The sequence below is a fragment of the Iningainema tapete BLCC-T55 genome, assembly GCF_014698965.1.
GTDB lineage: Bacteria > Cyanobacteriota > Cyanobacteriia > Cyanobacteriales > Nostocaceae > Iningainema > Iningainema tapete.
The window spans coordinates 150046-170192 of record NZ_JACXAE010000126.1 but is presented as its reverse complement, the minus strand read 5'-3'; the positions used below and the strand labels follow the sequence as shown (position 1 = coordinate 170192).

The following is a 20147-nucleotide window of genomic DNA, read 5'->3' as shown; positions in this document are numbered from 1 at the left end:
ACTGTAATTTAACAATTGTGGGGTGGGCTTCTAGCCCGCCCAGATGTATATGTTTCCTTTAACCGAAGCGCCCACTGATGTATTCTTCAGCTTCTTTAGTTTGTGGAGAACTGAAAATTTGTTCTGTAGGACTTAGTTCGACTAATTTTCCCCGTCGTTTACCGTGAGTATCGGTTTCTGTATTGAAAAATGCTGTCCAATCGGCAACTCTTGAAGCTTGTTGCATGTTATGAGTTACCATGATGATGGTATATTGCTCTTTGAGTTCCAAGCAAAGTTCTTCTACTTGACGGGTAGAAATTGGATCGAGAGCAGAGCAGGGTTCATCCATCAATAAAACATCTGGTTTCATGGCGATCGCTCGTGCTATGCAAAGTCGTTGTTGTTGTCCACCAGATAAAGCTGTACCCTTTGATTTCAGTTTATCTTTAACTTCATCCCAAATTGCCGCACGTCTGAGGGAATCTTCTACTAATTCATCAAGATTACCTTGATAACCATTGGCACGAGGGCCAAATGTGATATTTTCGTATATTGACTTGGGAAAAGGATTTGGTCTTTGAAAAACCATTCCTACTTGTCGGCGCAATTTTACCGAATTGATTGTGTCATCATAGATGTTGCGATCGCGATAATTTAGCTTACCTTCAACCTTCGCTCCAGGAATCAAATCATTCATCCTGTTAAAGCAACGGAGTAAAGTACTTTTACCACAACCTGAAGGTCCAATAAAAGCAATTATTTGTTTTTCCGGAATTTTCATGTACACATCTACAAGTGCTAAAAATCCGTTATAGAAAACCTTCACTCCTTCAACATCAAACACTGCCTTATCTTGTGTGTTGAAATTAGTAGTATCACTTAGATTACTTCTTCTGTTGCTATAAGTCATTTTCTCCACCCCTTATTTTCAAATTCCTACTAAATAACTGAAAAGCGCTGACGAACATAAATTGCTACACCATTAAGAATCAAAATCAAGAGAATCAGCGCGATAATTGTTGCTGCTGCTGCATTAGCAAAACCCGGTTCAGGACGAGTAATATAACTAAAAATTTGGATGGGTAATGCCATATATCGCTCAAACAAACCAGGGTTAAAAGTGAGAAAACTTACAGCACCAACCACAATCAGACTTGCTGCATCACCAATGGCGCGGGATACAGAAATAATCACTCCGGTCAAAATACCAGGAACAGCATAAGGTAAAACATGACTTCTGATCGTTCGCCATTTAGTCACACCTAAACCATAAGAAGCATTTCTTAGAGAATCAGGAACAGAGCGAATTGCTTCTCTAGATGTCACAATAATGACGGGTAAAGATAGCAAAGATAAAGTCAACGCGCCAGAAATCAAAGCAGGACCAAAACCTAGCAAATAATTAAAAACACCTAAACCCAGCAATCCGTAGACAATAGAAGGAACTCCGGCTAGATTACTGATGTTAATCTCAATAATTGCTGTCCACCAAGTTTTAGGTGCGTATTCTTCCAAGTATAAAGCCGATCCCACACCAATTGGTACAGCAACTGCAATCACAATAATTCCTAACAGAATACTACTGACAATAGCAGGACGGATACCCCCTTCCTCAGGAAAACGAGAAGGAGTTTCTGTTAAAAATCCAGGTGTTAAAAATCTCACCAATCCATCTCGGCAAATATCAAAAACTAGCAAAGCTAAGACAAATAAACCTATTAACAACCCTAGTAAAAAGATAATTTCAAATACCTTCCCTAAGGTTTCTCTCCTGTCAATATTGTCAGTAAATTCTGTTGCTTCTAAATCTCTTTGATAAGTTGTAGCCATACTTTTTAATCGTATTTTTCTTTAAAGCGATTAGAAATCCAATAACTAACAATGTTCAAAGCTAAAGTCAGTAAAAACAAAACAGCACCTACAGCGTATAAAGTCTTGAAATTAAGACTGCCTCGCGGACTATCTCCGCCGGAAATTTGCGCCATATAAGCTGTCATTGTTTCTACTGACTCCATTAGGTTAACTGTCAGTTTCGGCTGTTGCCCAGCAGCGATTACAACAGTCATAGTTTCACCTACAGCACGGGAAATTCCCAAAATAATCGAAGCAGTAATTCCAGAAAGTGCTGCAGGGAGAACAACTTTAAAAATTGCTTCCAGTTTCGTGATACCTAAAGCGTAAGCTCCTTCCCGTAAAGAACGCGGTACGGCTTTGATTGCATCTAAGCTGATAGAGCCGACTGTAGGTGTAATCATCACACCCATCATTAATCCAGCACTTAAAGCGTTGAAAATTTCTAAGGGCAAAAAACTCCGCAGCACAGGTGTGACAAACAACAGTGCGAAATAGCCATATACTACCGTGGGTATTCCTGCCAAAAGTTCCACCGCAGGACGTAAAATTGCTGCTACTTTAGGTTGGGCATATTCACTCAAATAAATAGCAGAACATAAACCCAACGGAATCGCCACTGCCATAGCAATAACTGTAGTCAATACAGTACCGTTAATCAATGGCCAAACGCCAAAGTGCCTTTCTGCAAATAGAGGAGTCCATTTAGTATCCAGAAAGAAATCAGCCAAGGAAACTTCTTGAAAAAACTCAAATGTTACCTGAAAGATAATTATGACAATTCCGAAGGTAGTAAATACAGAAACCAAACCACAACACAATAAAAGTGCCGCCACTACCTTTTCTTGAATATCTTCAGATGCATTTTTATCTAGTGTGCGCGTAGATGGTGGATAAAGATGAACGGAATGATTTACATTTTGCATAAAACCAAATTTTCTCTATTAAATGAAATTTGTAATTGGCTGCCCTGGTTTTGCTTTTTTGAATTTTGTTCCAGTTTCACCTTTAGCAAACTTTTGTTTTACCTTAACGTAAGCCTCATCTGGTAGCGCTACATAACCAACACTATCTACCCATTTCCAAGAATTTTCTAAATAGAAATTGACATATTCTTTTACCGAGGGTTTGCTATCCAGAGATTTTTTACTGACATAGATAAAGAGGGGACGAGACAAAGGAGTATAAACATTTTTCACTACATTATCTACAGGAACAGGTTTTTCACACTTACCTGTAGGACTTTCGACAGCAACTAGATTGAGTCTTTCTTGGTTTTGAATGTAGTAAGAAATACCCACATAACCCAGAGAATATGTATCACCCGCTACGCCTTGAACAAGCGTATTTTGGTTGTGGCTAGGAGTATAATCTGTACGACTATTTTTAGCTTTGCCTGTCACAGCTTGAGTGAAATAATCAAAAGTTCCTGTATCAGAAGCCGGAGCGTACAGCTTTAGTTTCTGATTAGGAAATTTAGGATTAACTTGGTTCCAACTCAATACTTTGCCATCTGATTTAGAATTCCAAATCTTGTTAAACTCTTTAATAGTTAAACATTTGGCAAAATTATTTTGACGGTTAACAATAACAGCAATTCCATCTAATGCAATTGGTAACTCTACAAATTCAATTTTCTTTTTTTTACATCTGGTTATTTCTTCGTCTCTAATGGTACGAGAAGCACCGACAATATCAATTTCGCCAGCACAAAACTTACTAATACCTCCTCCAGTTCCACTTGAAGCTACACTTACCATAGCTGCTGGTTCTACCCTACGGTATTCTTCTGTAACCGCTAAAGAAATAGGAAAACCTACCGCAGCACCATCAATGCTTACTTGCTCGTGATTTCCTTTATTGCTACAAGCTGTAAGACTGTAAGGAATCAAAATCAAAGATGTGAAAATAAGGCTATTTTTCAGCCAATTGATAAAAGTCATAACTCCAAAATCTCCAATCCCAAATGGATTTATGCCTTACTATTTGCCAGAACTTTGTCAAAAATTGCTCCGTCTACAAAAAACTTTTTCTGGATATTATCCCAGCCCCCTAAATCTTGAGATGTAAACAAGGTTTCGATTTTGGGATATTGTGTTACCACTTCTTGAGTGACGGTAGGGTTGACAGGACGATATCTCAATTTTGCGAATTCGCGTTGGGCTTCTGTTGAGTACAGAAAATCAACAAATGCTTGTGCTACTTCTCGATTACCATGTTGATCTACATTTTTATCTACCACCGCTACAGGGTTGTCGATAGAAATATTGACTTGTGGTACTACATATGGTAACTTTGTTCCAGTTTTTTCTGCTAAAATTACCTCATTTTCGTAGTTAATTAAGACATCTCCCTCGTTTTTGAGGAAAAATAAATCGCTGGCTTCGCGGGCATCTTTTGTTAAAGTAGTGGTATTTTTATAAACTTTGGTGACATAATCTGTCGCTGTTGCCTCGTCACCGCCTGTTTGCGTCACAGATCCCCAAAAAGCTAAGAATTCCCAGTTTCCAATCCCAGAAGTTTTTGGGTTAGCAGCTATCAATTTCACGCCATCTTTCGCTAAGTCTGCCCAAGTCTTGATCCCTTTGGGGTTACCTTCACGGGTAACTATTGCGGCTACTGACCGACTAACGATACCATTTCTTGGCACTCTATTTTCCCACCCAGATTTAATCAAACCGGCTTGCTCAATTTTGTTCACATCTAGGGAAAGTGCGAGGTGTACTATATCGGCTTGTTGTTTCCCGGCAATGATACTAGCTGCTTGAGCGCCAGAACCTCCATAACTACGTTCAAAAGTCACGGTTTGGTTGTGTTCTTTCTTCCACTTGGACACAAAGAAGGGAATTATTTGGTCGTGAGCTGCTTTTGTTACAGAAAAGGAAACTAGTCTGAGCTTAACATCAGATTTAGACGCCGAACTACTTCCACAGGCAGCGATCGCCACACTCAAAACCGTGCTAATCAAAAATAAACACACAAACTTTTGCACACGAGTATTCAACCAACTTCTCACTACTCGTCGAGATAAAAGTTCTCTAGCCTGCCAAATTTTCATGAATTTTGTCAAAGCTTCCCACTCGCTCATAGATGATTCCCCTGATTCTACGGTGTCTTGAGCAATCTACCGTATTTATAAGTATTGTAGAGTATCCACTCTCATGAGAACAATAGTTCTCCTTGACACTTAACCTTTCTTAACAATTAGATTAATGAGATGTAATTTCTAGGGATGTATGGTAGAATGCAATAGCCAGCTTATCGGTTAAAATACACATGACGCTTATATTGGGAATAGAGTAACTTAAAGCCATAGATCCCATTACTTCTAAACCCAACTGACAATGATCAACCGCGATGATTTTCTGTATCCCCGAAGTTCCTACCGTGGTCAAGTAAAGCCAGAAAGGTTGGTATTTAATGCCAACTTGCAGGAATTTTCACAACGTGTGGGCTACATTAGTGCTTTAGAGACAAGAGGAAAGCTCTCTTCGGAAGAAGCGTATCAACTAATTAAAAATCTTTGGGAGCAGCTAGACAACAGCAGAATTCAACTAGGAATTGGTGAAAAACCTTCTACTTCAATTTAAACTCATCAAACTTGACTACCTGTGAATTTGGCTCTCTTGTGTCGAAGCGATAACTCGTAACTGTGCCAGTTCCTGTATCGAAGATACTAAAGGCAGTGATGTCATTACTGGCAATATATGGCAATGACTTACCATCTTCACCTTTGAGCGGGGAAATTGTGGGCATTACTGGTTCTAATCGATTTGGATCGCCAGATTTGATATATTTTTCTTTATAGTTGGTTGGTACAGGACGTTGCTTGTCGTTATAGAATGCACCATAAGAGTTGCCAACGTTAGAAGTTTCTAAAAAGTGCATTCCACTTTTACTGGCAAAGCGATTCCAGAGATGCGAATGTCCGTAGAAAACTAGCTGTACACCAGCTTTTTCTAATAGTGGTTCAACGTCGCGGATGAGGTAATCTGATTGAAGAGGGTACTCGTAGCGGATAGAGTTGATCTTACCTGAGCGATCGCGTTCAACACTCTGTACTGGGTCAGTATAAGCTGGCACAATATTATCGCCCAGAGAATGAGGTGGATAATGCAGCATCACAATTTTATACTTAGCTTTTGTAAACTCAGGACTGCTAAGTTCTTGCAATAGCCAGTTATACTGAGTACTACCTTTGCTAATTGGCTCAAAAATCAGCTGCCCATAACCCCAATTCTCACTTATATTCAAATCTTTATCTCTTTCGCGGTACTTACCCCTAGCATTTGCATCCAGATTTGGAGTTCGCCACATGTTAGAAGCGTGAAGTACGACTAAGCGAATATCACCAAAAGTGACAGCATAGTATTGTTCGCCACCTTCTTTGCTTTGGGGTAGAGTCAGAATTTCTTCGTAGGTATCTGTATTAAAAGAATTATCCTTGAGCCACTTTAAGCGTGCAGTTGTATCTGGGATATTTTGACTCTTCATTATTACAGTACGCGGAAACGAATTATCAAATTGATCGCCCAAAGAGCTTTCCGTGGAAAATCGTCCCATCACCTCGTGGTTGCCAATCGCTGTAAATAAGGGAGCGTACTGAATCAACTCGCCCCCTTTATAAACAGTGTCTTTGATTTTGAAGTTTCCCCGCCCCTGCAAACATGGGAAAAAAGCACCGCCACTATTATCATCAAACCACTCACTGGCGCGATCGCTAATATTAATCAAATCGCCCGCCAGGAAAACAGCATCTACTTGCCCCACTGTCTCCACTACTTTTTGCATATTTGTCGCCACCATCGGCTTGAGTTGATGGTCAGAAGTCAGTAGAATTTTCGTTGGTGTGCCTTGACTAGGCGTAGGTGCAAGGGTGTACGTTTTGCTGCTGACATTTTTACCATCTTCGCGCACACTTGTAACGCGATAAGCAACTTTGCTTTGATTTAACCCAGTAACAATAGCCTCATGTTTCCAGATTTTTCGCTCTGTAGGTTTTTTGTAAATTTGCCCATCCTGAGTTTGTTTTCCTACTCTAGAGTTTTGGTCTTCTCGTACACGACTCAATTTTGTAGTAGTTGCAGTCACAGTTTGACTTAAACCTTCTCCATAGGCAACCGTATGCTGTTTACCTGCAAACTCAGTAAACCAAGCGACTCGTACTGAGTCTTTTGTTGGTAACTGCAAAAATGGCTCACTCAAAAGTACAACTTCTGGAGCTGTGCGCATAAATGGAGGAGCCGTACATGCTGTAACAACTGCAATCACAACTAGAACTAGGAGTACCCAGCGTCGCTTATTTGTGAAAAAAGATTTGATCAGTTTTGCCACAGGAATACCTAAAATTTTCCGCTCTTGCACCAGCATACAATTGTCATTTCCATTGTAGAGACGTTCCGGCGGAACGTCTCTACACATTTTTTCACAGATGTCTTTGTAGAGACGCGAAATTTCGCATCTCTACACAGATACCCGACTTGTCACAGAAGTCGGGTATCTTGTTCATTTTGCTAAAAATAAATCATTGCTTAATAAATCATTAACTTTTAAAAATAAGAGTAAACTTGCCATGATGCTCTCTACCCAAATTGATGGATAATATTAAGTACACCCTTTCCGAAAGCCAAATGCCGACAGCTTGGTATAACATCCAGGCTGATTTACCATCTCCCATGCCACCAGTATTACATCCTGGTACAGGTAAGCCAATTACAGCTACTGATTTAGAATCCCTTTTTCCCACAACGCTGATTGAGCAAGAGGTGAGCCAAGAACGCTGGATTGAAATTCCTGACGAAGTACTATCTATCTACCGTCAATGGCGACCAACTCCACTATACCGCGCACGACGGCTAGAGAAAGCTCTTGACACTCCAGCCAAGATTTACTACAAGTACGAGGGAGTTAGTCCAGGAGGAAGTCACAAACCTAACACAGCTATACCTCAAGCTTATTACAACAAAAAAGCCGGCGTTAAGCGCTTAACGACGGAAACTGGTGCAGGGCAATGGGGTTCATCCCTGGCATTAGCGGGTGCTTTTTTTGACGTAGAAGTAGTAGTTTACATGGTAAAAGTCAGCTATTACCAAAAACCTTATCGTCGCGCTTTGATGGAAGCTTTTGGTGCGCGGGTAGTAGCTAGCCCTAGCGATGAAACTGAAGCAGGGCGGAGAGTTTTGCAAGAGCATCCTGATAGTACTGGTAGTTTGGGGATTGCTATTGGTGAAGCCGTGGAAATAGCAGCACAGGATGAGAAAACCAAATATGCATTAGGTAGCGTACTTAATCATGTGCTGTTGCATCAAACTATTATTGGTCAAGAAGCATTGGCACAATTAGAACAGGCTGGCGATTACCCTGATATTATTGTTGGCTGTACTGGTGGTGGAAGTAACTTTGCTGGTATTGCTTTTCCTTTTATGGAAGCGAAGCTAAGAGGTGAGCGAGAAAATCTCAAATTTATTGCAGTGGAACCTGCTGCTTGCCCAACTTTAACAAAAGGTAAGTATGCATACGATTATGGTGACACAGCACATCTCACTCCTTTAGTCAAGATGCATACGCTAGGTAGTTCTTTTGTTCCCCAAGGTTTCCATGCAGGCGGGTTACGGTATCATGGTATGGCACCGTTGCTTAGTCACATAGTTGAGTTAGGGATAATTGAAACAAGAGCTGAAACCCAACTTGGTTGTTTCGCAGCAGGACTGAAATTTGCTCGTGCTGAAGGTATTATACCAGCACCAGAAGCTAATCATGCGGTGAAAGCTGCTATTGATGAGGCGCTACGCTGTAAGGAAGAAGGCGTTAGTAAAACTATCCTGTTTAATCTCTGTGGTCATGGTCACTTTGATATGCAAGCATACATCGATTATCAAGCCGGATCATTACATGATACCGAATATAGTAGCGACGAGATCGCAATGGCACTCTCAGGATTACCTATAATTAATTGAGAGTCAAGTGGGTGTTAAAACTCAAGACTAGAAAAACCGGGTTTCTTAACTACAAATTAAGGGTTACAGACTTAACGACTTGCAAGAAACCCGGTTTTTGAGCTTGGTTACGCTGGTAACTCTAAGGGAATCTCACCTAACAAACCCTTACGAAAATCAGTTAAAAGTTGTCGTGCTGTTCTTTCTACATCTCCTTTGTAGCGAAACTCTGCTAAAGCGTGTAAATACGCTTCTCCTGTTAAGGAAGTATCTTCAAAATCGTAACGTGACTTGAGAGGTTGAGGTGGTAAAAACTCAGCGCCAGTAGCTTGCAAATCTATTAAAATATCTACTAATGCTGCTGCTACCAGTTGATTGTCATAAGATGATTCACCAATATCATCACAAATAGCTAACTTCAAGGCTGCTTCTTGATCTCCTAATCTAGCAGGAATCACACCAGGAGCATCCAGCAATTCTAGCTGCTCAGAAATGCGCACCCACCGTAGTTGACGAGTAACTCCAGGGCGTGCAGCACTTTCTACCACTCGCCGCCCCAAAAGACGGTTAATCAAAGCTGATTTCCCAACATTAGGATAACCTATAACTACAGCTCGCACTGGACGAGGTAACATTCCCCGCTCGCTTCTTCTTTTATTTATCTCCACCCCAGCTGCTTGTGCGGCTTTCGCCACCGCCGTCACTCCTTGCCCATGCTGAGCATTGGTAAAGAAAGGTACTTCACCTTGAGCTTTAAACCATTCTACCCAAAGCGATCGCACAGAGGGCAAAATCATATCTACTCTGTTTAGCACCAACACTCGCGTTTTACTGCCCACCCACTCAGCTATTTTCGGGTGATGTGTCGCTAGGGGAATGCGGGCATCGCGTACTTCCAGTACCACATCTACACGCTTGAGCTGTTCAGTCAGATTTTTCTCAGCTTTAGCAATGTGACCAGGATACCATTGAATTAGATTTACTTTATAATTTTCAGTAATAGACATTAGTATGAGTGTCCTTTGTCATTTGTCATTTGTCAAAAGTCCCTTGACTAATGACACTACATAGCAGATTGATGTAAAATTATCCGATTACAGTCTGGATCGTAAGTGTAGATTTCCCTGCCGTGAGAAGCAGTAATAATATTACCGGGTGGAGGATAACCCAAAACGGTAAGGTGAGCGATCGCTTGTTCTAAATTACTTACTTCCAAACATAAACTCATTTTACTTCTTGCCGATGCAAATTCCGAAAAACGATCTTGTTTTGGTTGAAAAATACCCAATCGCATACCAGGAAGCTGAAACTCAGCATAAACATTCGGAATAAAATTTACTGGTTGCATACCCAACAAATTAGTATAGAACTGCACCAACTTCTCTATATTTAAAGTAGCAAGAGTAACAAGCGCATTAGTACATAAAATAGTCATTTCTCCCCCACTCCCCTACTCCTCCACGCATATCCTTTCCATCCCAGCATACAAGTTGAAACGTTCACCACGTAGAAATCCAATTAAGGTAATGCCAAATTCCTTAGCCACCGACACAGCTAAACTACTGGGAGCAGAAACAGAACAAACAATGGGAACACCAGCTACCGTACACTTTTGCAAAATCTCAAAGCTAGAGCGTCCGCTCACCATAATAATATGATTATTCAAAGGCAGTTGTTCAGTGAGCAAAGCTGAACCAATCAATTTATCCAAAGCATTGTGTCGTCCAACATCTTCCCATACAGACAACAGCTTCCCTTGCGCGTCGAATAAAGCCGCAGCGTGCAAACCTCCAGTAGCTTTAAAGACTCCTTGCGCTGCTTGGAGTTGATCTGGTAAACTATATATAATGTCAGGTGTGACTTTTAAACCTGAAGAAACTACTTCACATCCCAACATACGTAAAGACTCAAGACTAGTCTTACCACAAACTCCACAAGCGCTGGTAGTGTAAAAGTGACGTTCTAAAGACTGTAAATCAGGATTCAACCCTGAGTTTAAAGCAACATTCACGATATTGTAACGTTGTTCACCATCAACGCAGTAACTAATACGTTGAACATCATCCCTACTACTAATCACACCCTCACCATAAAGAAACCCAGCAGCAAGTTCAAAATCTGCACCTGGTGTACGCATAGTAACAGCCACCGTGCGACGCGGTGACACCAAACGAATTTCCAAAGGTTCCTCTATAGTAAGTTGATCCAAACGCGATCGCACCTTACCATTCTCCACCATCCAGACAGTAGCTTTAGTCTTGCTGCCAACAAACTTACTCATTTGCTCTCCATTCTCTGCTTCCCCCTGGTTTAAACCTGGGGCTATGCGGTTCATATTTTCTCCAACCGCACCACAGTGTTATAATCAGGAACGCCTTCAAGCGATCGCTTACTGTGATCCAATAATACATTCCCCTCAGGCCAATGTACTTGTAAATTACCTGGTTTAATGGGAGCAACATAAACCCGCCCCTTCAACTCACCCAAATCATTCTTCAGAATCACCCCATCACCATCAACTAATTCCAGTTTTGTTGCATCCACCTGATTCATCAACACCGCATCTCGCACAGCCCCAGTAATAGCATCCTTATGCTCCTGCACCATACTATTAAATTGTTTACCTCGACGTGTCGCCACCAAAAAACATCCCTCCGGCAAATCCCGTTCTCTTGGAGACACAACTGCAAAATGTGCCTTACCATCAGGTGTGGGAAAATTCCAACCAAAGCACAAATGCGATCCCCCATACTGAAACTGATCCCCTGCTTCCTTAAGATGTTGAATACCAGCATACTGGGGGATAACCTTGGCAATTTCTTCACGAATCGCCTCTGTACCATCAAAATGTAGAGACGCGATATATCGCGTCTCTACAACGCAGCGTGCCAATTCCATAAAAACATCCCATTCTGGGCGTGCCTCACCAATACAGGAACCAGGAATTTCTGGGCTAAAAATCACTCGACGCTCGGTACTAGTTTCCGTTACTCCTCCTGGAATTTCGTAGCGAGTAGTCGCAGGTAACAATATTACAGTGTCTGCTGGAACCAACATTTGACTGGAAAGCACAATATCCATATGTACCCGTAGTGGGACGCGCTGCAAAGCTTCTTCCACATAATCTGGTTCTGGTAATACTTCTAAAAAATTTCCCCCCACAGAAAACAACACGTCTAATTGCTGCTCGGATGCGGCATGAATCATTTCTGGAGCAATTAAACCTTTACTTACTGGCACTGCAAAACCCCAAACTTTGCTCAAATGCTCAGCGTTTTCTTTCGTAATCGGCTTGCCACCAGGAAATACTGTAGCATAGCATCCCATTTCTGCACCACCCTGTACCCCAGAGTGTCCGCGAATTGGCATTAAACCACAACCTTCGCGTCCAACAAAACCTCTAGTCAGAGCTAAATTGATAATGGCTCTTACATTGTCTTCACCACACTCGTGTTGAGTAATGCCCATGCTCCAAACAAATACAGCTTTGTTTGCTTCTCCTACCATTTTCGCAAAGGCATACATTTCTTCACGAGAGATGCCTGAAAGTTTTTCTAACTCTGAATAAGATTGAGTTTCGAGGAAAGCTTTTAATTGTTCAAAGTCAGTTGTGTAGTTGTCAATAAACGACTGCTCCACCCAGTCGTTAGCAATCATCTGCTTAATTGTCCCATTTAAAAATGCTATGTCCCCACCGACGTTGATTAAAAAGAAGTCTTCGGCAAACTTAGTCCCGAATATGGCACTTTCAGGAATTGAAGGAACCCAGTATCGTTCCATGCCTGGTTCGCGGTAGGTGTTAATTACCACTATCCTCGTACCTGCTTTTTTGGCATAGTGCAAGTATTTTACAGTCACAGGTTGATTGTTGGCTACGTTGGAGCCAATGAAAACTAATAAATCTGTGCCAATCCAGTCTTTGTATGAACAGGTAGTAGCTGCTGCACCAATACTTGCTTTTAATCCGGCGGTGCTGGGTGAATGGCATATTCTGGCGGCGTTGTCAATGTTATTTGTACCTATTGCCCGTACTGCTTTTTGGGTGGCGTAGTAAGTTTCGTTAACGGTGCCTCGACTGGTAATATAGAAGGCAAGTCGATTGGGTGTAGTGGCGCGAATGCGATCGCTTATCACGGACATTGCTTGCTCCCAGCTTACTCGCCGAAAGCCTTTTTCTCCCTTTTGACGAATCATTGGGTAAGGTAGTCTGCCCAAGTCTCGTAGTTCGGCACTTTTTTTCTTCTGCAACTCTGAGACATCTTCTAACACTGCGGGATCGAAAGCTGGCATGGTATTCATCTGCAAAAGTCGCAACCGGACATTGCAGACATGGATGCCTGATACTGTCCAATCTTTCATTCCTGTTGTTCCCAAAGCGCAGCCATCGCACACACCTTTGTTGAGAACATTCCATGCATATGGTAACTGGTTGCGCGATCGCCAAATTGCCCGAAAAACTTCCCAATAGTTATTTGGGTACTGTTCGCCAATACCAAAGGGCTTCCAACTTGCCCAGTGTGAAGGTGTCCAACGCTTTTTCGGTTTAGGCAACATGGTTGATTGCGCTTTGTTAGTGGCTTTATTGTTATCTTACCTTAAGAATAGTTATTTATATGAACCGCCAAGACGCCAAGGACGCCAAGAAAAAATGGGTAATCTTGTTTATAGCAAAAGGTTTTTGAGAAAAATCATCTTTGTCTGTCTTGAGGCGTACATAAGTTATGCTAAGCACAGTCACCATAGTAGACGGAAGTCTTGAGGAAAAATACTATGACTGCCACTCTATCTACACCCAGTTCTATTGAGTCTGTGCTAGGTAAAGAAGCAGAGGATTTACTTACCTACAAAGCAAAAGTTTCTAAGGATTTACTGCATTTACCAGGACCAGATTTTGTGGATCGAGTTTGGTTGAACAGCGATCGCAATCCCCAAGTGTTGCGTAATCTGCAACTACTATATTCTACTGGTCGTCTTGCTAATACTGGCTATCTTTCTATTTTACCAGTAGACCAAGGTATTGAACACTCTGCTGGAGCATCTTTTGCACCTAATCCGATATATTTCGATCCTGAGAATATTGTCAAGCTAGCAATAGCAGCAGAATGCAATGCTGTGGCGACAACTTTGGGAGTTTTGGGTAGCATATCCCGTAAATATGCTCACAAAATCCCCTTTATTGTCAAACTCAATCATAATGAATTGCTGACTTACCCCAATCAATTTGACCAAGTATTGTTTGCTGATGTGGAACAAGCTTGGAATTTGGGTGCTGCTGCAGTGGGTGCGACAATTTACTTCGGTTCAGAACACTCTACCAGACAAATTCAAGAAATCAGCCAAGCTTTTAAATATGCTCATGAACTTGGGATGGTAACAATTATTTGGTGTTACCTACGTAATAATGCTTTTAAGCAAGATAAAGATTACCACCTAGCTGCCGATTTAACAGGACAAGCAAATCATTTAGGTGTAACAATTGAGGCAGACATCATCAAACAAAAGCTACCCGAAAACAATAACGGTTACGGTGCAGTGGCTCAAGCAACTGGTAAGAGTTACGGAAAAAGTAATGAACTAGTTTATACAGACTTAACCACAGATCACCCAATTGATTTAACTCGTTACCAAGTGCTAAATTGTTACTGTGGACGTGCAGGATTAATTAATTCTGGTGGAGCGTCTGGTAAAAACGACTTTGCCGAAGCAGTGCGCACTGCTGTAATTAACAAACGGGCTGGAGGAACAGGATTAATTTCCGGACGCAAGACTTTCCAACGTCCCTTTGAAGAAGGTGTGAAGTTGTTCCACGCTATTCAAGATGTGTATTTGTCAAAAGATGTGACTGTAGCTTAGTCTCATACGATTGATTATTATGCCCCCCTTTTTTAGGGGGGTTAGAGGTATCCCTAAACACATTTGTCCGATCCTAGTGCAGTACTTTTATAATGGGGTATTTCATAAAGTAATATCATCTCTGGCATCGCCTTTATCCCGACTAAAATCTAAATCTACTTCAGCTAGTGGCGACTCGCGGAAAAAGTCAGATAGCTTCTTCTGCGACGCCATGATTTGACTATATTCCGTATATGACAAAGGATCTGGCTCATTCCGTTGAGAACTCATTTTCAAACATCCTCTAAATTATGATGCAGCATGATTGCTGCTAGCATTGTCGGGGAAATAGCTTTGCAGATAACTCAAAGTTAATCTTTTCGTTTCTATGACAAGTTGTTTGCCAGACGCTTGGTTTTGGCTCAATGATAGCCACAGTAACGTCCCCACCGTTTTGACAATCACCAATGCGATCGCCTGATAACTAGCTAACTCCAAACCAGGATTTCGTCGAGTTAAGAAAGTTGCTAACTCTTGCATCAGTTGAGCATCCGTAGCCACTTCCATCGCTTCCAGTTCAGGTATTGGCTCTTGTAGTTGCATGAAAATGACATAGTAGCCAGGATGATCTCTAAAGAACTGATCAATTGCGTCAATTACCAGATCAACATAGGCTTCCAATGATAGCTTTACCACTTCATTCGTGTGCAACGCCACAAAAAGTTGATGGAGTTGCTCATTGTAGCGAGCTGCCAATGCCTTGAGTATAGCTGCTTTGTCGGGAAAAAACTGGTATAGCGACCCAATTGCTACCTTGGCACGGGCGGCGATCGCATTTGTCGTGGTAGCATCGTACCCTAATTCAATAAACAGTTGTTCAGCAACATCCAGAATTTGGTTCACTCGCGCTTGACTGCGTGCTTGTTGAGGTTGACGCCTCATCTTGGCAACCTTTTGAGGCTGAGTCGTCATTTTTTTATTTCTCCTCTTGACATAACATGAGCAATACTCGTATTATTTAAATGTGAGCAATACTCATATTATAAACCAGAATTGGTAGTTAATTAGAACAATTCAAACCATAAATAGAAGTACCATGAGTCAAGACCTATTCACATTACCTAGACCATCAGTAGATCCTACAGTTGGCAATCTTGCTGAGTATAATCAAGATCCATTGGGTTTCTTAACCAGGTGTGCGATCGAGTATGGTGAGATTGTGCCGTTGCGCTTCGGTTCTTATCTAGCATGCCTGTTAAGCAACCCGAATGATATTGAAGAAGTGTTGAAAAACAGTCTGTTGTTCGTCAAGGCAAAGGACTTACGAATTATTCATGGCTTGATAGGCAACGGGCTGCTCTCTAGTGAGGGAGACTTTTGGCAGCGTCAGCGACGGCTAGTCCAGCCAGTATTCCATCAACAGCGCATTAACAGTTACGGAGAAATCATGGTTGATTACACCGAACGTATGCTCAGTACTTGGCATGATGGAGAAATTCGAGATATCCACGAACAGATGATGCGTCTCACTTTGAACATTGTTATGAAAACCATCTTTAACCAGGATGTAACAGAGGGCGAAGCTAGTTCTATTGCCCATGCTTTAGAAGTGGGACTGAACTGGTTTGACAGCCAGAACAAATCCGGTTTTGAGGAGGATCGAAACCCTACACCAGAAGATATCCGCTATGGAAAAGCAATCGATCTCCTGGATCAAACAATTTACGCCATCATCAATCAGCGGCGTTCTAACGGTGGGAATGGAGGAGATTTACTATCTATGTTGATGCAGGTGAAGGATGAGGATGATGGTAGCCAGATGACTGATCAGCAATTGCGCGATGAAGTAGCAACTATGATACTTGCAGGACATGAAACGACGGCTAACACACTTTCTTGGACTTGGATGCTTCTGGCTCAACATCCAGAAGTTCAGGCAAAATTAGTAGAAGAGTTACAAGCAGTATTGGGTGGACGCTCTCCTACGATTGCCGATCTTCCTCGCTTACGTTACACTAGCATGATCATCAAGGAGTCAATGCGGCTGTATCCTCCTATAACAGATGTCACTCGTGAAGCGATTAGAGATTGTGAAATTGGTGGCTACTTTGTGCCAGCAGGTTGCACAATCATCATGAGTCAATGGGTAATGCACCGAAATTCCCGTTATTTCCCAAATCCAGAGGTATTTAATCCAGAGCGTTGGGCTAATGACTTGGAGAAGCAGTTGCCGCGAGGGGTTTACTTTCCCTTTGGAGATGGACTTCGCATTTGTATTGGCAAGAGCTTTGCACTGATGGAAGCAACTTTGTTACTAGCAACCATTGCGCAAAAGTTTCAACTACATCTTGTTCCAGAACACTTGATCGTTCTTCAACCTTCGCTCACTTTACGACCAAAATATGGCATTCAAGTTGTGCTGAAGAAATTTTAGTCCCGCAGGCTTCGTCACGTATATAACCTTTGGCAAACGCTCGATAGACTTCATTTTTTTAATATCGAGCGTTTGAAATAAATAAAGACAACCCAATTAGTACATACTGGATTCAGAATCAATTATGTTGTGCAAAACTGCTCTCGTTTGGTTACGACTCATTCAACGTAAACTACCTCTTGGGCTGATTTTAGGCATTAAGCAAACAACAGGTTTCAATATGAGTGCAATTACAGAAAGTTCTTGTATTAATGCTCTAATTTTCTCGCAAACAATTGCAGTCGATGTTCTAAATGATGTTGAGTATTACGCCATTTATGATCCTGATGTAATTAACACAGCCACCAACTTAGTTATCTTTAAACCGTTGGAGTATCTTGTTGAAGTTACTTTTAGCTGGATTCTATCCAAGTTACAAATCAAGTGGTAGAAATCTGATGGGGTGGTTGACAAAAGGAGTTGCCATGTGCGATCGCTCTAACTGAGGACGCACTAAAGTTAGTAATGCTTGTCTCCGCTTCTACCCTGTAGTTTATTTACTTAAAAACCGCTGTAAAGGTTAATTCCCAGGATTGACGATCGCTAATCCTGCATGTTTAAAATCATCTTCGTTGCGGGTTACTAAGGTAAAATTGCCATTAATAGCGATCGCCGCAATCAAAGAATCTACAACAGCCATTTTTTTCCCATCTAGCTCCAATCTACCAGTAAGCTGTCCCCAGATAAGCATGACACCTGTATCTATGCTGAGAATCCTGTTTTGGAACCGCATTGGCATTTCATTATTTAACCTTTATCCCTACTGAAATCCAAATCTACCTCAGCTAGTGGCGACTCACGGAAAAAGTCAGATAGCTTCTTCTGCGACGCCAACATTTGGCGATATTCAGTATAAGACAATACAATTGCCACTTCAACGCCGCGTTTAGTAATCACTTGTGGTCCTTTGTGAAGGGCTTCTTCCACCACTTCACTGAATTTGTTCTTTGCCTCTTGCAGTTGCCACACACGGTTCATATAATCTAACCTTATCTAGTCTGTCTAGACATATTTCTCATTAGATCAAAGATACTACTGCTGGTTGACTGACAAAACCGTCCGACAAACCAACCTCAGTGAAATTTTTTGTCAGTCAATTGGGATAATACTGATGGCAATAATCTTTTTTTGTATATATTTGTACTATATACTAAGAATATAGTACTTAACCATGTTAGCTCAAAGTCAAAAATTAATGAAAGATCAAAAAATCCCCTTCTGCTTATCACTCATAGGTTTATCTGTATCAGTCTTTGCTTTAAACTTTTTTCTCACACCTACTGCTGTCTTAGCACAAAAATCAGTCAAAGGACCGCAAATTGCTACAGTTAAAAGCATAGAAAATGGTGACAATGCATGTTACGTCACTTTAGTAGATCAAAAAGGAAAAACTTATCAAAGTGTCTATGCAAATTTTGATATCTGTGCTAGAGAAAAAACTTTCTTAAACAAGAAAGTACGGTTATCTTATGGGCAAGGAAAAATCAACGATTGCCAAAGTGCAGAACCATGTGGTAAGAGCAAGCAAGTAACTTTAATTACAAAGATGCAAGTTATTCGATAATTCTCAGCGGTTTGCCCTCATCCTCTCATCTCTTCTCTCAGGTTTGAGAGAAGGGTTTGTTCCGATGACGTATACGCAAAATTAATTACACAAAATTTTCTCCTGACTCCTGACTCCTGACTTCTGTCTCCTACCTTCACGAATAAATTTAATTTTGTCGAACTACTTAAAGTTGATTGCGGGCTTTGAGTTGTATGTATTGATTAACTAATTGTTCTGTGATTTGATTAGCTGGTGCATCTAATACCAAAACTCCTTTTTGTTTAAGTTGTGCAAAGGCGATTTGTCTTTGGGCTAGTAAGTCTAGAGCAACGGCGCGGATGTATGTATCTGTGATTTTTGGTTTTATAGGTGGGTTATGGGCTAGTTGATCGACTTGAGGATCGCGTAGAATAACGCAAAACGGTAAGTAGCGGGGTGTTAGTCGAGAAAGGGCGGTGAGAAGTTCTTGAGATGCGGTGATGTCAACTATGTCGGTAATTAGTACTATGAGGCAGCGTCTGGTTTGTTGTTGTACTACTTTTGTGACGGCTCCGAGATAGTCGGATTCTAATAATACTGGTTGTATGGGTGTAAGTCGATCTATTATTTGAGTTAGGTGCTGTTGACTTTTTTGTGGAGAAATCCAAGTATGCATTTGGCGATCGAATACTCCCACGCCTACTTTGTCTCCTCGATGTAATCCTGCTAGGGCTAGTGATAATGTGGCGTTTAAGCCCCAGTCAAATCTTTGTAATCCTTGGACTTTTTCGGTCATTAAGCGTCCACGGTCAAGTAATATTAATAATGTTTGCTCTTGCTCTGGTTCTAGTACTCTTACTAATGGTGGTGTATTGGCATAAGCAAATGCACGACGAGCTGTGGCTTTCCAATCTATCAAGCGTAAGTCGTCTCCTATGTGGTAGTTGCGCAGTTCGCTAAATTCTGTTCCTATTCCTAATTGGCGTTGGCGGTTGACTCCTGATGATTGCAGTGTTAGTTTGATGGAAAGCGATCGCAACCCTATTAAGTCTGGGTAAACTTTGACGAGCTTTGTTTGTGGAATTTTCCACTCATTCCAAGCTAATCCCCACGCACCTAATTGTCTGACATGAATATCTCCCCAAGTAAATTCTCCCCTTTGTTTTGGATGTACAGTATAAATTAATTCTTGGGTACTGCTAGTTTGTTCTGCCTTTTGATGATGGATAGAGGCTTGTAGTTTTGGTGTAGATACCTCAAATTCTTTTGGGTATTGATCGCCAATTTGAATTATAGTGTTAATATCACTTTTTATCTTTAATACTACCTGGTTATCGCGCCCAACTGAGAGTCGTGGCGGTAATTCGCGTGTAATTTGGACTCGCTGAGAACGTACTCGCCAACCATCTATGATCATTAATGTTAAGGCGATCGCATCCAATAGCAATGTAACAGCAATACTTTCTGTAACACCAACTAAAATTGCCATAGTTGGGGCAAGCAGAATTAACAATACTAATAATATGTAAATTCGTATGGATGGAACCAC

At 41.3% G+C, this 20147-nt stretch carries 21 protein-coding genes; 6 read left to right on the top strand and 15 right to left on the bottom strand.

Translation table 11 applies throughout. From position 1 onward, the window contains the following. Positions 1 to 58: 58 nt before the first annotated feature. The 5 genes from pstB to ICL16_RS41770 are packed head-to-tail and all read right to left on the bottom strand — an operon-like array spanning position 59 to position 4891. Positions 59 to 892 (bottom strand): phosphate ABC transporter ATP-binding protein PstB, encoded by an 834-nt coding sequence (pstB, locus tag ICL16_RS41790; RefSeq protein ID WP_190838026.1) that lies wholly within the window; start codon positions 890 to 892, stop codon positions 59 to 61. Between the two features lie 29 nt (positions 893 to 921). Continuing rightward, positions 922 to 1812, bottom strand: coding sequence for a phosphate ABC transporter permease PstA (gene pstA / locus ICL16_RS41785; protein ID WP_190838023.1), 891 nt, complete (start codon positions 1810 to 1812; stop codon positions 922 to 924). 5 nt (positions 1813 to 1817) lie between these two features. Next, entirely contained in the window at positions 1818 to 2759 is a 942-nt protein-coding gene (pstC, locus tag ICL16_RS41780) for a phosphate ABC transporter permease subunit PstC (RefSeq protein ID WP_190838021.1), read from the bottom strand. A gap of 18 nt (positions 2760 to 2777) precedes the next feature. Then, the gene (locus tag ICL16_RS41775; protein WP_190838019.1) at positions 2778 to 3776 is read right to left on the bottom strand and encodes a PstS family phosphate ABC transporter substrate-binding protein; all 999 of its coding nucleotides are present in this window, start codon (positions 3774 to 3776) and stop codon (positions 2778 to 2780) included. Between the two features lie 29 nt (positions 3777 to 3805). Continuing rightward, positions 3806 to 4891: a sulfate ABC transporter substrate-binding protein gene (locus ICL16_RS41770; protein ID WP_420485339.1), complete on the bottom strand. Its 1086-nt coding sequence runs from the start codon at positions 4889 to 4891 to the stop codon at positions 3806 to 3808. 286 nt (positions 4892 to 5177) lie between these two features. Here ICL16_RS41770 and ICL16_RS41765 point away from each other — a divergent pair, with 286 nt between their 5' ends. Further along, positions 5178 to 5423, top strand: coding sequence for a DUF7219 family protein (locus ICL16_RS41765; RefSeq protein ID WP_190838015.1), 246 nt, complete (start codon positions 5178 to 5180; stop codon positions 5421 to 5423). On the opposite strand, the gene ICL16_RS41760 is transcribed toward ICL16_RS41765, so the two are convergent. Then, complete coding sequence (locus ICL16_RS41760) at positions 5410 to 7065, bottom strand: metallophosphoesterase family protein (protein WP_190838241.1); 1656 nt, start codon at positions 7063 to 7065, stop codon at positions 5410 to 5412. The genes ICL16_RS41765 and ICL16_RS41760 overlap by 14 nt on opposite strands. A 362-nt stretch (positions 7066 to 7427) precedes the next feature. Here ICL16_RS41760 and ICL16_RS41755 point away from each other — a divergent pair, with 362 nt between their 5' ends. Further along, positions 7428 to 8789, top strand: a complete 1362-nt coding sequence (locus tag ICL16_RS41755; RefSeq protein WP_190838013.1) for a TrpB-like pyridoxal phosphate-dependent enzyme — start codon at positions 7428 to 7430, stop codon at positions 8787 to 8789. 107 nt (positions 8790 to 8896) lie between these two features. Here the strand turns inward: ICL16_RS41755 and ylqF are convergent, their stop codons facing one another. The 4 genes from ylqF to ICL16_RS41735 are packed head-to-tail and all read right to left on the bottom strand — an operon-like array spanning position 8897 to position 13322. Further along, positions 8897 to 9775 (bottom strand): ribosome biogenesis GTPase YlqF, encoded by an 879-nt coding sequence (gene ylqF, locus ICL16_RS41750; protein ID WP_190838011.1) that lies wholly within the window; start codon positions 9773 to 9775, stop codon positions 8897 to 8899. Positions 9776 to 9831: 56 nt separating this feature from the next. After that, entirely contained in the window at positions 9832 to 10203 is a 372-nt protein-coding gene (locus tag ICL16_RS41745; RefSeq protein ID WP_190838009.1) for a VOC family protein, read from the bottom strand. Positions 10204 to 10218: 15 nt separating this feature from the next. Then, on the bottom strand, positions 10219 to 11049 hold the full coding sequence (fdhD, locus tag ICL16_RS41740; RefSeq protein WP_190838239.1) for a formate dehydrogenase accessory sulfurtransferase FdhD: 831 nt from the start codon (positions 11047 to 11049) through the stop codon (positions 10219 to 10221). Positions 11050 to 11099: 50 nt separating this feature from the next. Beyond that, a complete protein-coding gene (locus ICL16_RS41735; RefSeq protein ID WP_190838006.1) occupies positions 11100 to 13322 on the bottom strand; it encodes an FdhF/YdeP family oxidoreductase in 2223 nt (740 codons plus the stop codon). Positions 13323 to 13538: 216 nt separating this feature from the next. On the opposite strand from ICL16_RS41735, the gene ICL16_RS41730 reads away from it, so the two are divergent. Continuing rightward, positions 13539 to 14621 (top strand): class I fructose-bisphosphate aldolase, encoded by a 1083-nt coding sequence (locus ICL16_RS41730; protein WP_190838005.1) that lies wholly within the window; start codon positions 13539 to 13541, stop codon positions 14619 to 14621. A gap of 102 nt (positions 14622 to 14723) precedes the next feature. Here the strand turns inward: ICL16_RS41730 and ICL16_RS41725 are convergent, their stop codons facing one another. Beyond that, complete coding sequence (locus tag ICL16_RS41725) at positions 14724 to 14891, bottom strand: hypothetical protein (RefSeq protein WP_190838002.1); 168 nt, start codon at positions 14889 to 14891, stop codon at positions 14724 to 14726. Between the two features lie 18 nt (positions 14892 to 14909). Next, positions 14910 to 15572 carry a TetR/AcrR family transcriptional regulator gene (locus tag ICL16_RS41720; RefSeq protein ID WP_238361184.1) on the bottom strand — a complete coding sequence of 221 codons (663 nt, stop codon included), beginning with the start codon at positions 15570 to 15572 and terminating at the stop codon, positions 14910 to 14912. Between the two features lie 124 nt (positions 15573 to 15696). Here ICL16_RS41720 and ICL16_RS41715 point away from each other — a divergent pair, with 124 nt between their 5' ends. Together ICL16_RS41715 and ICL16_RS41710 are read left to right on the top strand one after the other, a co-directional pair. Further along, a complete protein-coding gene (locus tag ICL16_RS41715; protein ID WP_190838000.1) occupies positions 15697 to 17034 on the top strand; it encodes a cytochrome P450 in 1338 nt (445 codons plus the stop codon). A gap of 124 nt (positions 17035 to 17158) precedes the next feature. Beyond that, positions 17159 to 17464, top strand: a complete 306-nt coding sequence (locus ICL16_RS41710; protein ID WP_190837998.1) for a hypothetical protein — start codon at positions 17159 to 17161, stop codon at positions 17462 to 17464. A gap of 129 nt (positions 17465 to 17593) precedes the next feature. Here the strand turns inward: ICL16_RS41710 and ICL16_RS41705 are convergent, their stop codons facing one another. Together ICL16_RS41705 and ICL16_RS41700 are read right to left on the bottom strand one after the other, a co-directional pair. Further along, positions 17594 to 17812 carry a PIN domain-containing protein gene (locus tag ICL16_RS41705; RefSeq protein WP_190837996.1) on the bottom strand — a complete coding sequence of 73 codons (219 nt, stop codon included), beginning with the start codon at positions 17810 to 17812 and terminating at the stop codon, positions 17594 to 17596. A gap of 8 nt (positions 17813 to 17820) precedes the next feature. Beyond that, on the bottom strand, positions 17821 to 18051 hold the full coding sequence (locus tag ICL16_RS41700) for a type II toxin-antitoxin system Phd/YefM family antitoxin (RefSeq protein WP_190837994.1): 231 nt from the start codon (positions 18049 to 18051) through the stop codon (positions 17821 to 17823). 193 nt (positions 18052 to 18244) lie between these two features. On the opposite strand from ICL16_RS41700, the gene ICL16_RS41695 reads away from it, so the two are divergent. Continuing rightward, a complete protein-coding gene (locus ICL16_RS41695) occupies positions 18245 to 18637 on the top strand; it encodes a hypothetical protein (protein ID WP_190837992.1) in 393 nt (130 codons plus the stop codon). A gap of 166 nt (positions 18638 to 18803) precedes the next feature. Here ICL16_RS41695 and ICL16_RS41690 read toward each other — a convergent pair whose 3' ends face one another. Next, on the bottom strand, positions 18804 to 20147 hold the full coding sequence (locus ICL16_RS41690) for a DUF58 domain-containing protein (protein WP_190837990.1): 1344 nt from the start codon (positions 20145 to 20147) through the stop codon (positions 18804 to 18806).